A 15,238-nucleotide genomic window follows, 5' to 3' on the forward strand; every position below is an offset into this window, starting at 1 on the left:
AGATCCTTCCCTTCACTCAAGATGACAAAGAGGGAATGGTTAATAAGCTCTATCTGAAACAAGAAAAAATGGGAGGAGCACCCACAATCACAGCAAAGCGCTATTATTTATATTCAATCCGAATTTCAGCCCAAAAAAGGCGGCAGCCTTACGGCATAGCTTCATGCGGTCGATGAAAATCTCGAAATAATCCATCACAGCGCAAATATTGGTGTCGATGGTGAGTATAAGGGTTATTGTTTTAGCATCTACATCAAGGTGGAGCCCGCTTTTTTCCACAGCATAGTTCACCCTGTCGTGAATATCGGAATAGATCGTCTCGCGGTCGCGCACCCTGCTGCGGCGCACATCCGTTTTATCGGCTATGATAAGGGCGGCGGCAATGGCATTCACCGGAAAAGCGGTTGCCTCATCGTGATTTCCTATAGCTGTGATAACCGTAGCTGTATCTTCGGGCGGCATCCCCATCTTATCCAAAATGCGGAAAGCCATTACAGCTCCGCTTTGGGCATGGTCGGCACGGTTTATCACATTGCCTATATCGTGCATGTAGGCTGCAATTTTCGCCAGTTCTACATCATGCCCGCCATATCCGAGGTCTTTCAACAATGTACCTGCCACCTCTGCACATTTTGTACAGTGGGCAAAACTATGTTCGGTAAAGCCAAGAGCCTTGAGCGAAGCATCGGCCTGCCGTATGTATGTTTGTACTTCTTTCGATTCTTTTATGTCTGCGAAGGTGATTTTGCTACTCATATTTTTATTCAATCCGTCTTTGTCTGATTCTTATACTCACTTGGTGTCATCCCATATACATTCTTGAAGCACTGGGTAAAATACTTGGTATCGGAAATACCGATCATAAACGATACTTCTTTGATGGTATATTGCTGGCTGGCAATCAGGGTTGCAGCATATTTCATCTTTATATCGCGTATAAATTCGATAGGAGCAAGCCCCGTTAGGCTTTTCAGTTTCTTGAAGAATACTGTTCGGCTCATAGCCATTGCCGATGCCAGGTCGTCGACCACATAATCGCTGTTGTCGATATTGCGTTCTATCTCTTCTTTTATTTTCCTGATAAACAATTCATCCTGAGGCGTTATCTGCAACTCCGCACTTTCTTCTTTTGCGGAAGAAGGGGTAGCATTTATTTTAGTCTTGCCCGATGTATATTTCTCATACAGGTTTTTGCGTTGCCTTATAATGTTTTCGATGCGTGCCCGCAGGTACTTCACGCTAAACGGCTTGGTCATATAGTCATCGGCACCATAATCCAGCCCCCCAACTTTAGTTTCCAAATCGGTTTTTGCGGTAAGCAATATAAACGGTATATGGCTTGTAGCATCGGTACTTCTTATCTTTTTCAGCAGCTCCACCCCATCTACCTCAGGCATCATAATATCGCTGAGGATAAAGTCGGGCATATCCTTTAACGCTACTTCGTAGCCCTCTTTGCCATTAGTAGCCTGCAACACCTTATAGTATGGATCGAGAATGGTGACAATAAACCCGCGAAGGTCGGTATCGTCTTCTACCAACATAAGTATCACATCGGATGGCAAACCATCTTTTGCTGTATAAGATACAAAACTGATGGGGAAACCTTTTTTGTCTACCTCTGCCACTTTATTGAGCCCGCCACCGAACGTTGCGAAATAGGTATCTCCTGTTTTAGTGGTACATATATCGTACACATCGTTATCGCTAAGACTGTTGCTGTTTTCGGGTTCGCGGGTATAGAATTTGTAGTCGATATCGCTTGCCGATGCAAAGTCGGGATTGAACATAATAAGCCCTAATGTGGTGCCTACGCATATATTCCCGAATTTGTCGGAATTCATCGTCCTGATTTGCGAACCGAACTGGATCGGATAGCTTTTCAATTCGTTCCTGTGATTGATAAACCTTTTCGTCTTCTCGTCAAACAGGTTCAGCCCGCCGCCGTAAGTACCTACCCATATCCTCCTCTTGCGGTCTTCGTGTATATAATATACACTGTTGTGGCTCAGGCTATATATATCCTCCTGAGAGTGGGAATAATGTTCCACCTGATAGCTGTCTCCTTTTGGTATCAGTTTGTAAATACCCTCGCCTTTGGTTGCTATCCATATATTGTTGCGGCTGTCTTCGGTTATATTGTAAGTTATCCCTTCCAGGGGTTTCCCATAGCCGACATTACCATTATTGTCTATATAGCCCTTCTGGTTAAGCTGGCTGTCGTAGACAAATATCTTCCCGCCTTTGGTCGATACCCAGAGATTCTTGCGGCTGTCTTCAAACACGCTTCTGATGTCGTTGTTCACTGTGGAATGCACATCCGAATCTATTACCATCGTCTTAAACACCTCGCTACTAAAGGTTACTTTATCCAGCCCGTGCGAACGTGTGCTGAGCCACAGGTTACCCTGCCTGTCGGAAAACGCGGCGTGCATAAGGTTAGAAAATCGCCAATCGGGAGAAGACGGTTCATTGAAAAATGGTTTCAACCGGTCTTGAACAGCATCATAACAGGCAAATCCTCCTCCGCGGGGATGCACCCACAGGCGGTTTTCTTTGTCTTCGAAGATGAAGAAGTTGGCAGGGAAAGCGTTTATATTGGTGCTTTCGATCTTCATCTTAAAATGTTTCATTGTTTTTGTTTGCGGATTGAACTTTGCCACCCCCACTTCGCCAAGTTCGAACCACACATTATGAGCCTTATCTATATATGTGGAGAATATCCTGTCGGACACCATATCCTCCAGAGTAGATGCTGTATATTTCTTTAAGGTCTTTGTCGGCCTGTTGTACACAAAGAAGCCGTTGGTAGTGGTTGCAATCAATACTTCGTCATTATCTATTTCCTGAATATGCCCGATGTCTGCCTTTGTATCCAGTTGCAGCAAATCTACGCGCCCGCTTTGTTTGTCGTATATGCGTATCCGCCCATTATTCGATCCAAACCAGATTGTATTACCCGACTCCATTGCCGAATAGAATGCCTGCGCCGGCTCGGAACTGACATACGATTTTTCAATAAAGAAGCTTTCGATCTTCTGCCCGTCGGGACGGACACAATATAACCCGTCGTCGGTCAATATCCACGATTGTTGCGCAGTGTCTTCGTGTACCAGGTTTATCTTATTGCTATTTATCTTATTGTTCCCTTTGTTGTAAATCTCTATATTGAATGTAGAATCTGTAACACATACTGCACCCATTTTATCGGAAAGCAGCCAGACTTTTTTCGATGGGGTGGTCAATATCTTTGTTGCAATAAACGTAAGGTCTTCGTACCCTTTCAACGAACGGATACCCATAAACTCCTCCTCTTTCGGGTCGAAGCGGTGAGGCTCGCGGTCGTAAGGCAGGGTCCAGATATAGCCGTATGCGTCTTCGCAGATAAAGTCGATACGATTGCTGCGCATATGGTATTTATCCCCTTGCCTGATACGGTAGGTATAGAAGTTGTATCCATCGAAGCGGCAAAGCCCGTTCCATGTAGAAAACCAGATAAAGCCTTTGTTATCTTGCAATATGCTCATCACAGTATGTTGGGGCAGCCCGTCTTCGGGCCCGTAATGCTCGAAGAAATATCTTTGCTGGCCTTGCAACGACAAGACACTACATAATATAATGATAGAAAAGTAAGAAAAAATACGCAATTTCATGATAGAAGTTTGGTTTAATACAAAGATAGTGAGTTTTCTAATAACAGGCTAAAAAATAGCACAAAGTCAATTTACCCCCCTCTAAAAAATATTTTATCCCCCGTATAATAAATGTTTCGTATATAAATTGCACTCGATTTAGTGACACTAAGTTTATCATGAAAAATACATTTGTCGTCACTAAGATACCATGAAGCAGAAACTAATTATTACAATAACAACCATCAAAAAAAACACATTTATTATTAACACCTCGCAAATACTTTGAAAAAAATGACGACATCAGTTGTATCGAAAGAAATTATTAATTTAAACTATAAATCTTGAAAACTATGCGAAAGACAATCAAACAAATTTTGTCTCTGGTATGTATCTTTTCGTTGTTGCTATGTGCAGAAAACGCTTATGCACAACAACGCAGCATAACAGGTACTATAACCGACACACAAGGCGAACCGCTTACCGGTGTAACCGTATCAGTAAAAGGTTCGACAAAAGCAACAATGACCGATATAGACGGGAAATATACCCTATCTGTATCGAACAACGACAAAACATTAGCTGTCTCTTTTGTGGGAATGAAATCACAGGAGAAAGCTATTACAGGAAACACTATCGACTTTGTATTGGAAGATATGCATTCCGAACTCGAAGAAGTAGTAGTTATCGGTTATGGAACAGTTAAGAGAAAAGACCTCACCGGCTCGGTTTCATCGGTAAGTGCAGATGCTATATCTGCCGTACCTGTATCTAACGCAGCCGAAGCCATTACAGGTAAACTGGCCGGGGTACAGATCACCACAACAGAGGGATCGCCCGATGCCGAACTGATGATACGCGTACGCGGTGGAGGATCTATTACACAAAACAGCGCACCACTACTTATTGTCGATGGGTTTCCTGTCGAGTCTATCAGCGATATAGCACCTACCGATATCGAGTCTATCGACGTATTAAAAGATGCCTCTTCTACAGCCATCTATGGTTCGCGCGGAGCTAACGGGGTTATCCTCGTTACTACCAAATCGGGTAAAGAAGGCAAACTAAGTGTAAGCTACAATGCTTATTACAGCTGGAAAAAAATAGCAAAAACAATGGATGTACTGTCTCCACAGGATTATACTTTATGGCAGTACGAACTAGCTATGATGAAAAACGACCTGTCTTCTTATACAAAATACTTCGGCGCATACCAAGATATAGATTTGTATAACAATGTTCCATACAACGACTGGCAAGACCTTACCTTCGGGCGCACAGGCAATACATTCAACCACAACCTGAGCATTAATGGCGGTGGTGAAAAACTGACATATGCTTTCAGCTATTCACACATGAATGATAAGGCTATCATGGAAGGATCGAACTACAAGCGTGATAATTTCAGCCTGAAGCTAAAAAGCAAACCTAGCAAAAGAGTAACACTAGACTACTCTATCCGCTACTCGGATACAGATATCAACGGAGCCGGATCGAACGATTCTAAAAGTACTTCCGATACCGACAAACGTTTGAAATACTCTGTTATCTATACCCCTATACCTCTTTCAGACCTGACTTCCGATGCTGGAAGCAGCGATGACGATCTTGGTAACCTTTACCATCCACTGACAGCAATATCTGATAACGCACGCAGACAAGAACGCGAAAACCTGAATATGTCGGGTAGTATTACATGGGAGATTGTCCAAAACCTGAAAGCCAGAGCCGAACTTGGCCTGGATGTATATAGGAACAAAGACAGACGCTATTGGGGACCTACTACTTATTATTCGAGAAACAGCAGCAACGGCCAGCCTGCAACCCAAGTAGCGAATACAAGCCGTAATAAATTCCGCAGCACAAATACGTTGACTTACGACTTCAAAAAACTATTGAATAAAAATCATGGCCTCACTGTAATGGCAGGACATGAATATGTATTAGGAAAAGAGGATGTGCTGACAAGTACCATACACAACTTCCCAAAATCTTTTTCAGCCGAAGAAGCATGGAAATACGGAAGCGAAGGTAAAGCGCAATCGACTAACAATGTATATTATCCCGACGATATGCTCCTTTCTTACTTTGGCCGTGCCAACTACGACTACCAAAGCAAGTACTTGCTGAGCGCAACTTTCCGCGCCGATGGTTCTTCCAAGTTTGGTGATGGTAACCGTTGGGGGTATTTCCCTTCTGTTGCCGGAGCATGGCGTTTGTCTTCCGAATCATTTATGGATCAGACAAAAACATGGCTCGACGACTTAAAACTTCGCCTTAGCTATGGTACAGCCGGAAACAATGGTATAGAATCGGGACAAACAACACAGCGTTATGTGTCTACTACAACACAGCACATCAACAATGTCAACAACTACTGGGCGACACCTACAAGAATGTACAATGCCGACCTGAAATGGGAAACAACAATCACCCGCAACGCAGGACTCGATTTCACACTGTTTGGCAGCAAGCTGAACGGATCTATCGAAGGATATATCAATACAACCAAAGATTTGCTTATAGATTTCCCTATTGCCGGAGCAGGATATGACACTCAATTCCGCAATATGGGTAAAACGCAAAACAAAGGTCTCGAAATCACTCTCAACTGGATCGCTATCGACAAAAAAGACTTCGGCTTAAGCTTTAGCGGAAACATTGGGTTCAACAAGAGTACAATCAAATCGCTTGGCATGATGGATGACTTCCTGGAAGAAACAAGATGGGCATCTACCGACATCGGTGGCGATTATAAGGTTGCCGTAGGCGGTGCTGTAGGCCAAATGTATGGATTCCGCTCAGATGGCAGATATGAAGTCGACGACTTTGTAGGCTACAACGAATCGACCAAAAAATGGATTTTGAAAGAGGGGGTAGTAGATGCTTCGGCTATTGTAGGCACACTACGCCCGGGCTCAATGAAGTTGAAAGACATTGTAGGCGACGATGGAAAGGTTACTACAGCAGACCGCGATGTTATCGGCGATGCCAATCCTACACATACTGGTGGTTTCACTATCAATGCGCGTGCATACGGATTCGACCTGTCGGCAAACTTCAATTGGAGCTATGGCAATGATATATACAATGCCAATAAAATAGAGTTTACCCAAACAGGCAAATATTCGTACCGTAATATGACATCAGAAATGGCTAGCGGAAAACGATGGACAAACCTCCGCGCCGACGGAACAATCTCTAACGATCCGGGCGAACTGGCTGCAATGAATGCCAATACAAACATGTGGTCGCCACGAGCTTCCGACAAGTTGATATTCAGCGATTGGGCTGTAGAAGACGGATCGTTCCTCCGCCTCAACACCCTGACATTGGGATACACCCTTCCACGTATGCTTACCAGCAAAGCCAGAATACAAACTGCACGCTTCTATGTTACAGGTTATAACCTTTTCTGCATAACAAGCTATTCCGGCTACGATCCTGAGGTATCTACCATTCGCCGTTCGTACATGACTCCGGGTGTAGACTATTCAGCATATCCTAAGAGCCGCCAGTTTGTTATTGGTGTCAACTTGAATTTCTAACCAATATCCTATAAAAAGCAAAACAATGAAAAAATTTATATATAGATCACTATTAGCTCTCTCGCTTGTTGTTATTGCAACATCTTGCGACCTCGAAGCCGATCCGAAATCATCGGCAGAAGAGCCTGAAATCTTCTCTACATATGGTTTGGCTGAAAAAGAAATAATGTCGATTTATCAATCGTTTGCAGAAGAGCAATCGTATAGAGGACGTTTCCTTACCTACAATGGAATAAATTCGGACATAGAGTGGATCAACAATATGGATGCAACCAAAATTGTAGACGATGGCAAATATGAGCTCTGCACATACGCTGCACGTCCGACAAACTCTCAGATGAACGACAAGAAAAATGCTTATGCCAAGATGTATGAAGGAATCGAACGCGCCAATCTGGCCATAAAAGGGCTTCTTGCTCATGGAAGAGTAGATACAGACAAAGACATGGCCTATCTTTTGGGCGAAGCACTTACCTTGAGAGCAATTCTTTATGTCGACCTGATCAGAGGTTGGGGCGATGTTCCGGCCCGTTTCGAACCTGTGACCAACGAAACTATATATACACCAAGGTCTGACAGGGATGTTATTTACAAACAGATATTGAAAGACCTGAAGGATGCCCAAGAAATGGTAGCCTGGCCCAACGAAGCAACTCAGACAACTACCACCGAGCGCGTAAACAAAGCTTTGGTAAAAGGATTGAGAGCACGCGTAGCACTATATGCAGGAGGATACAGCCAACGCAAAGACGGAATACGCCTGAGCACCGACCCTGAATTGGAAAGAACAAAAATGTACACTATCGCACGCGACGAATGCGTCGACATCCTGACAAAAGGATCTAACAACCTCGGGACTTTCTATGACAACTTCAAGGCACTATGCGAAGACAAAGTAACAGCCGGCCGCGAGTCTATTTTCGAAATCCCATTCTCCGACACTCGCGGACGCGTACTCTATACATTCGGAGTAAAACACCAAGGGACTAACCAATACACTGGCCAGGCACAAGGAGGTATTAACGGCCCGCTGCCATACCTGTTCTACGATTACGATGTGGAAGATGTGCGCCGCGATATAACTTGCGTGCCTTACGAATGGAATGCCGAAAATCCAAGTAAACAACAACTACGCTCCCTGAAGTCGTGGTGTTTCGGAAAACTCCGTTACGAATGGATGACACGCCGCGTAACATCGAGCAACGATGATGGTATAAACTGGCAATACATGCGTCTGGCAGACATATACCTGATGGCAGCCGAAGCAATAAATGAACTGAGTAGCCCGGCAGATGCAAAGGAATATTTAAAACCAATACTCGACCGTGCCCTACCAGCCGCTAAAGTCGATGCATATATGGATAAAGCAACAGCCAGCAAGAGTGCATTCTTCGATGCAATCGTTGAACAACGTGCATTCGAATTTGCAGGAGAAACTCTAAGAAAAGCCGACCTCATCCGCTGGAATCTGCTGAAAGTAAAATTAGACGAAGCTAAAGCAAAAATGTTGGATCTGGCTAACCGTACAGGAGCATATGCCGACCTTCCGGCAAAGCTATATTTCAAAACCGATGAAACAGACAATGAAACACTTATTATCTACGGTTTGAACCACGGAGAAACAGATGCTATAGGGGAAACCCTCACCGGCTACGCAAAAGCCGACTGGATCAAACCTGATAAGCTTACAGAAGCATTGATCAATTCATTGTATCAGAAAGACCCTGACCAAAACCAGGTTTGGCCTATCTGGCAAACATTTATCGACTATAGTAATGGTGCATTGACTAACGACTAATTTCCACTTAAAAAAATTAAATCATGAATAAATTAACAAACCTCATATATCTATTGGGATTGTCGCTTGTGACAATTTTGGCAGGATGCTCCGATCCCGATGACGAAATCAAGACGATCGACTATGACAGGCTATTCTCTCCTACCGAAATGTCGGCTAGAGTTATCAACAGACTCGAGGTGCGCTTGTCTTGGGCTAAGAATGTAAAAAATGCAGATAGTTATACTATTGAAATATACGAAAACGGAGATCTCGATTTTAGCGGAGAGCCGGTGAAGGTGCTTACCGGAATAAATGAAAATCCGATGACTATTACCGGACTGGAAAGCGAAACCAGCTATTCTATCCGTATCCAGGCAGTTAGTGCCACTATCCCAAGTTCTAAATGGATAGCAGCAACTGTAACTACAGATGGTGAGCAAATCATATCTTCGGTAGATAATATAACAGAAACAGGTGCTACAATCAATTGGACACCGGGAGAATCTGCCGATGCAATCATCCTTACTCCGGGCAATCTTAGCTTCCCGATAACAGCCAGCGACGTTGCCGCCGGAAAAATTACGGTTACTGGCTTGGAAAGCAATACAAGATATACTGCCAAACTGATGAACGGAACCAAATCGCGCGGAACAACAACCTTTACCACATTGGTAGACCCTAATGCTGCGATTATCGTAGAACCGGGAGATGACCTTCAAACAGTATTGACAAATGCCGCATCCGGTAAGGTGCTTGCTATGAAACCGGGAACTTACGGAGAGGCTAAAAAGATTATCGTCAACAAAGATGTAGAGATAAAAGCATATTATGCCGATCAGGACAAGCCTGTTATCAACGCAAATATTTCACTCGAAGACGGGGCTAAATTATTGTTAGAAAACATCGTATTAGACGGAGCGAATACCGATGCAAACCAAGCTATAATGTTCAATACAGCAGAAACAAGCTATGGAGACCTGACAATAGAGAATTGTGTGATACGAAATCATGAAAAAGGCTTGTATTACCTGAACAAAGCCTCTTCGGTATCATCTATTACAATAAACAATACGATAATACACAACATAGTATGTACTGGTGGCGACTTGCTGGACAGCCGCGTTGGAGGTATCTCGGCAATAACCCTGACAAATAGTACTATCTATAAATCATGTACCGCCCGCGACCTTATTCGCTACGATGACGCTTCGGCCAATTTCTCTAGCGTAACGCCTCTTATCACTGTCGAAAACTGTACATTAGACGGAGTATGTAACTCTACCGATAAGAGAATACTATATGTTCGCTTCAAGAATCACTCTATCAGCTTCAAAAACAACATTGTGAGCAATAGTGCCGGAGGAATATTTTCTGACAATAGTGCTACAGCAACCCCTGCATTTAGTGGAAACACTTATTTCAAATCACCGAATTTCCTACAATCGAGCAGTACTTCTACAAAGGCCAAATTCTACGACGGATCTTCTCCTTCTACATTAGATCCCGGATATGTAGATGCAGCCAATGGCGATTTCACTGTAACGAATATAGACGTGGCAGGAGGTGACCCTAGGTGGATCAAATAATCAACAACCACAAAAACTGTTGCAGGCCTCAAAACCTGCAACAGTTTTTCGAAAAAATGCTCAGAACATAGTTATAAACCCGTAAGAGATTTTCCGACACCCCCGTTTATTGTAAACCATACAGCAAACAGCTTTTAGTACAAAATCTCAGCCATTAAGAAAACTTGTAAATAATGCAAATAAGGAAATTGACTCAATTTGTTGTGCTATTAGCCTTGATCTGTTTATCTCAAGCAGGATGTGCACAGCAAGAAGAGTATAAATATAAATACGAATATCTGTATAAAGACTTACCTTTCGAAATGCCTAAGATACAGAAACCGGCCTTCCCCGACCATCGGGTGTCAGTGGCCGATTTCGGAGGCAACCCTGATGGGATAACTCTTAATACCGAAGCTTTCGAAAAGGCTATGGAAGCCCTCTCGCAAAAGGGAGGAGGCACGCTACACGTACCTTCGGGCGTTTGGTACACAGGCCCTATCGTTTTCAGGTCGAATATCAATATGCACCTCGAAAAAGGAGCCTTGATCCTTTTCTCTGCCGATTTCGACCTATACCCATTGGTAGAAACCATTTTCGAAGGATTGGACACACGCCGTTGCCAGTCTCCCATATCGGGACGCAACCTCGAAAACATAGCCATCACCGGCGAAGGCTCGATAAATGGCTCAGGCGAAGCATGGCGTCCGCTCAAAAAAGGCAAAGTAACCGAAAGCCACTGGAAAAAAGTAGTAAATGCGGGAGGCGTACTCAATGAGAAAAAAGACTACTGGTTTCCATCCGAAGGATCGAAAAAAGGGATTGAAATAAGTGACATGAACGTGCCGCCAAAAAGCCTTACCGATGCCGAATGGATGGAAGTAAGGGATTTCCTGCGTCCGGTAATGGTGAGCTTCATCGAATGTAAGAATGTATTGCTCGAAGGCGTACTATTCGAAAACTCGCCTAGCTGGAACATACACCCGCTGATGTGCGAAAATGTAATCATCGACAACATATTTGTACGCAACCCCGCATATGCACAAAACGGAGACGGCATAGACCTCGAATCTTGCGTTAACTCCATCATTGTAAATACGACCTTCGATGTGGGCGACGATGCTATCTGCATCAAGTCGGGCAAAGATGAAGACGGACGCCGCCGCAACCGCCCTACCGAGAATGTACTGATAGACAACTGTAAAGTTTTTCAGGGACATGGAGGCTTTGTAGTAGGCAGCGAAATGTCGGGAGGAGTGAAAAATATATCCCTTTCCAACTGCCAGTTCCTCGGCACAGATGTAGGATTAAGATTTAAAAGCCGCAGAGGACGTGGAGGTGTTGTTGAAAATATTTATATTCGCGATGTAAATATGTTTGACATTGTAACCGAATCGTTCTTGTTCGACCTGTATTACGGAGGCAAATCGGCCGTAGAAATGCTTGAAGACGGAGACGTTACACCTGTAGAAGAAACCATTCCTGCCGTAGACGAAACAACGCCTGCATTCAGGAATATATATGTAACCAACCTGACATCGCGCAACGCGCGCAGGGCGTTGTTCTTCAACGGGATACCTGAGATGAAAATAGAAAACATCAACGTAGAAAACGTAACTATTACTGCCGAGTACGGAGCTGAAGTAGTGGAATCGAAAGATATCAATTTCAAAAACGTAAAGATAATCCCAACAAAAGGCGCAGCACTTATACTTAAGAATATAGACAATTTCAACCTGACTGGTTTCCAATATCCCGAATCGCTACCCGAAGTAGTGAAGATAAGCGGTAAAAATACAAACATAAATTTACCCGAATCGCTGGATAAGAAATTCATATCAGAAAACAAGTAGAAAAAAGATTATAGGTTATGATTAAAAGACTTGTTATAGTATTACTTTTTGCAGCCTCTTTCGCTGCTATCGAAGCCCAGGTCAAATACTCCGTATGGCTCACTGACTCGGAAATAAAACGCAACCCCGAACCGTGGATGCTCGATTTTTCGCCGAAACCCAAATGGAACTATTGCCACGGGCTGGAGCTACAGGCCATCTTCCAAACCTGGCAACAGACATTCGACCAAAAGTACTACGACTATGTATATAGCTTTGCCGACCTGATGGTAGAACCCGACGGGCAAATCAAAACCTATAAGCCTTTAGAATATAACATTGACCGCGTAAATTCGGGGAAATTCCTTTTCCCCGTTTATGCGCTCACTAAACAAGAACGCTTTAAGAAAGCCATAGACCTGATGCGCGACCAGATGCGCACGCACCCACGCACCAAAGACGGAAGTTTCTGGCACAAAAAAATATATCCGCACCAAGTATGGCTCGACGGGCTGTACATGGCAGGACCTTTCCTTGCCGAATATGCAAAAGTATTCGACGAACCCGAATTGTACGACGATGTTGCACTTCAAATACTGGATGTGCATAAATACATGTACGACAAAAAAACAGGGCTCTACTACCACGGTTGGGACGAAAGCCGCGAACAACGCTGGTCGGACCCGAAGACAGGACTATCGCCTAATTTCTGGTCGAGGAGTATCGGTTGGTACATGATGGCAATGGTAGATGTACTCGACTTCATGCCCGAAGACCACCCTAAAAGAAGTGAAATAATAACCCTGCTGCAAAACCTCAGTGCAGCAGTTGAAAATTTCCGCGAAAAAGAAACCGGAATGTGGTATCAGGTAACCGACCAGATGGGTCGCGAAGGCAATTACCTCGAATCCAGCGCATCTGCCATGTTTATCTACACATGGGTAAAAGGAGCGCAAAAGGGATATCTGGATAACAGCTATCTGGAAAAAGGAGAAAAAGCATACGACCAATTCGTAAAACGCTTTATAAAAGACAACGGAGACGGAACCATCTCATTGACAGACGGATGTGCTGTAGCCGGACTGGGAGGGGCAAAAAACTATCGTGACGGAAGTTACGAATACTATACAGGCGAACCGGTGAGAGACAACGACCCTAAGGCGGTAGCCCCATTCATCATGTTGAGTATCATGCTAAACAAATAAGGTCGCAGACCTCTCAAGTATAACTGCCGCTGTTAGTTATAACTGTATAATATATCAATAATTTTCACCTGTTACTTAATAAGCTTATGAAAACATTCCTGCTTTTAATAACAATATCCATTTCGTTTTGCCTCCATGCCCAGACTCCGGCATTCCCCGGTGCAGAAGGAGGAGGAATGCACACTTCGGGAGGAAGAGGAGGAAAAGTCTACTATGTGAATACATTGGCTGACACTCTCGCAGGAAATAAGAAAACCCGGGAAGGGGCTTTACGCTGGTGCCTTAAACAACCCGGAGCAAAAACCATACTATTCAAAGTAGCAGGAATAATACACCTGCACAAAACACTGGAAATAACAGACAGCACGACCATAGCCGGACAAAGCGCACCGGGCGATGGCATTTGCATAGCCAACTATCCCACAAAGGTGAAAGGCGACAATGTAATAATACGTTATATGCGTTTCCGTATGGGAGACTTGTGCGGAATAGCAGACGATGCCCTGACCGGCACCAGGCGCAAGAATATCATCATAGATCACTGCTCGATGAGCTGGAGCACCGACGAATGTGCTTCGTTCTACGACAACGATAACTTTACCATGCAATGGTGCATAATATCAGAAAGCCTGCGGACGTCTGTACACCAAAAAGGCAGCCACGGGTACGGAGCAATCTGGGGAGGCAGAAAAGCATCTTACCACCACAACCTTCTGGCTCACCACGACAGCCGCAACCCGCGTATGTGCGGCAGCAGGTACAGCGACAGGGCGGATGAGGAGCTTGTCGACTTCCGCAACAATGTGATATATAATTGGGGGCGAAACAGTGGTTATGCAGGCGAAGGAGGACGGTACAACTTCATAAACAATTACTATAAACCGACAGAATCATCCTCTAACAAAAGCCGTATTTTTGCACCTAACGCCGATGATGGAAAAAACAAACAAGCCGCGGGTGTATGGGGGAAATTCCACCTCAGCGGCAACTTCTTTCCCGAAAATGCAAAAGTAACCAAAAACAATATATTGGGGTTGCAACCCAACTCATCCGACAAAAATGTCTACGACCTTATTTCCTTTATGCCGTTCGAAACACCGTATGTAACTACCGACAGTGCAGAAGAGGCTTACAAGAAAGTATTGGCAAAAGCAGGCGCAAGCCACAAAAGAGACAAAACCGACTGCCGTGTGATCAATGAAGTAAAAAAAGGGTTGACCCCCAAAAGGGCATCGGCAAACGCAGGAACAAGGCCGGGCATGCTCGATTCTCAAAACGACGTGGGAGGATGGGAAACATACTCATTCAATCCGGAGAATGTACCTGCCGATTCGGATATTGATGGTATTCCTGATGGTTGGCTCGAAAAGCACCATCCCGGCAAAAAGGCTACCGACCTGAATAAAGAAGGATATACATATCTTGAGGTATATCTTAATGGTCTTGTAGGCAAATAACAGCAACCCTTTACTGAGGGTGGCAAGATAAATAATGTCAATCAGTAGTTAAATTATATGTTCTTTTTCCTGACTTCGTCGCTTCCTAACTTCTAAATTTTCATCGTCCTGTATATCAGCCATATACGTCATTTGCGTACCCTGTTATGGGGTACGCAAGCTAAAAAGTGCTATATTCACACCATGTTTGTAAAGAAGAAAAAGAATAGATCAGGAAGT

8 protein-coding genes are annotated in these 15,238 nt (G+C 44.0%); 6 read left to right on the plus strand and 2 right to left on the minus strand.

Going from position 1 to position 15,238, the window contains the following annotated elements; all coding sequences use genetic code 11:
• Window positions 1-87: 87 nt before the first annotated feature.
• Entirely contained in the window at window positions 88-756 is a 669-nt protein-coding gene (locus tag D0T57_RS03160; RefSeq protein WP_163270805.1) for an HD domain-containing protein, read from the minus strand.
• An 8-nt stretch (window positions 757-764) separates the two neighbouring features.
• Window positions 765-3,653 carry a two-component regulator propeller domain-containing protein gene (locus D0T57_RS03165; protein ID WP_163270807.1) on the minus strand — a complete coding sequence of 963 codons (2,889 nt, stop codon included), beginning with the start codon at window positions 3,651-3,653 and terminating at the stop codon, window positions 765-767.
• Between the two features lie 332 nt (window positions 3,654-3,985).
• On the opposite strand from D0T57_RS03165, the gene D0T57_RS03170 reads away from it, so the two are divergent.
• The 6 genes from D0T57_RS03170 to D0T57_RS03195 all read left to right on the plus strand — a co-directional run bounded on the left by D0T57_RS03170 (window position 3,986) and on the right by D0T57_RS03195 (window position 15,019).
• Window positions 3,986-7,180, plus strand: coding sequence for a TonB-dependent receptor (locus D0T57_RS03170; RefSeq protein ID WP_163270809.1), 3,195 nt, complete (start codon window positions 3,986-3,988; stop codon window positions 7,178-7,180).
• 25 nt (window positions 7,181-7,205) lie between these two features.
• On the plus strand, window positions 7,206-8,978 hold the full coding sequence (locus D0T57_RS03175; protein ID WP_163270811.1) for a RagB/SusD family nutrient uptake outer membrane protein: 1,773 nt from the start codon (window positions 7,206-7,208) through the stop codon (window positions 8,976-8,978).
• A gap of 23 nt (window positions 8,979-9,001) precedes the next feature.
• Complete coding sequence (locus D0T57_RS03180) at window positions 9,002-10,546, plus strand: DUF4957 domain-containing protein (RefSeq protein WP_163270813.1); 1,545 nt, start codon at window positions 9,002-9,004, stop codon at window positions 10,544-10,546.
• 173 nt (window positions 10,547-10,719) lie between these two features.
• Window positions 10,720-12,378 carry a glycoside hydrolase family 28 protein gene (locus D0T57_RS03185; RefSeq protein WP_163270815.1) on the plus strand — a complete coding sequence of 553 codons (1,659 nt, stop codon included), beginning with the start codon at window positions 10,720-10,722 and terminating at the stop codon, window positions 12,376-12,378.
• A gap of 17 nt (window positions 12,379-12,395) precedes the next feature.
• A complete protein-coding gene (locus tag D0T57_RS03190; protein WP_163270817.1) occupies window positions 12,396-13,562 on the plus strand; it encodes a glycoside hydrolase family 105 protein in 1,167 nt (388 codons plus the stop codon).
• A gap of 86 nt (window positions 13,563-13,648) precedes the next feature.
• Complete coding sequence (locus tag D0T57_RS03195) at window positions 13,649-15,019, plus strand: polysaccharide lyase family 1 protein (RefSeq protein ID WP_163270819.1); 1,371 nt, start codon at window positions 13,649-13,651, stop codon at window positions 15,017-15,019.
• Window positions 15,020-15,238: the final 219 nt, after the last annotated feature.

It is taken from the genome of Dysgonomonas sp. 511 (assembly GCF_010501105.1).
Classification (GTDB): domain Bacteria; phylum Bacteroidota; class Bacteroidia; order Bacteroidales; family Dysgonomonadaceae; genus Dysgonomonas.

Excerpts from the sequence above, each read along its gene's own strand:
- D0T57_RS03170 (WP_163270809.1), top strand. The coding sequence starts at position 3,986 with ATGCGAAAGACAATCAAACAAATTTTGTCTCTGGTATGTATCTTTTCG.
- D0T57_RS03160 (WP_163270805.1), bottom strand. The coding sequence starts at position 756 with ATGAGTAGCAAAATCACCTTCGCAGACATAAAAGAATCGAAAGAAGTA.
- D0T57_RS03190 (WP_163270817.1), top strand. The coding sequence starts at position 12,396 with ATGATTAAAAGACTTGTTATAGTATTACTTTTTGCAGCCTCTTTCGCT.
- D0T57_RS03185 (WP_163270815.1), top strand. The coding sequence starts at position 10,720 with ATGCAAATAAGGAAATTGACTCAATTTGTTGTGCTATTAGCCTTGATC.
- D0T57_RS03175 (WP_163270811.1), top strand. The coding sequence starts at position 7,206 with ATGAAAAAATTTATATATAGATCACTATTAGCTCTCTCGCTTGTTGTT.
- D0T57_RS03180 (WP_163270813.1), top strand. The coding sequence starts at position 9,002 with ATGAATAAATTAACAAACCTCATATATCTATTGGGATTGTCGCTTGTG.
- D0T57_RS03195 (WP_163270819.1), top strand. The coding sequence starts at position 13,649 with ATGAAAACATTCCTGCTTTTAATAACAATATCCATTTCGTTTTGCCTC.
- D0T57_RS03165 (WP_163270807.1), bottom strand. The coding sequence starts at position 3,653 with ATGAAATTGCGTATTTTTTCTTACTTTTCTATCATTATATTATGTAGT.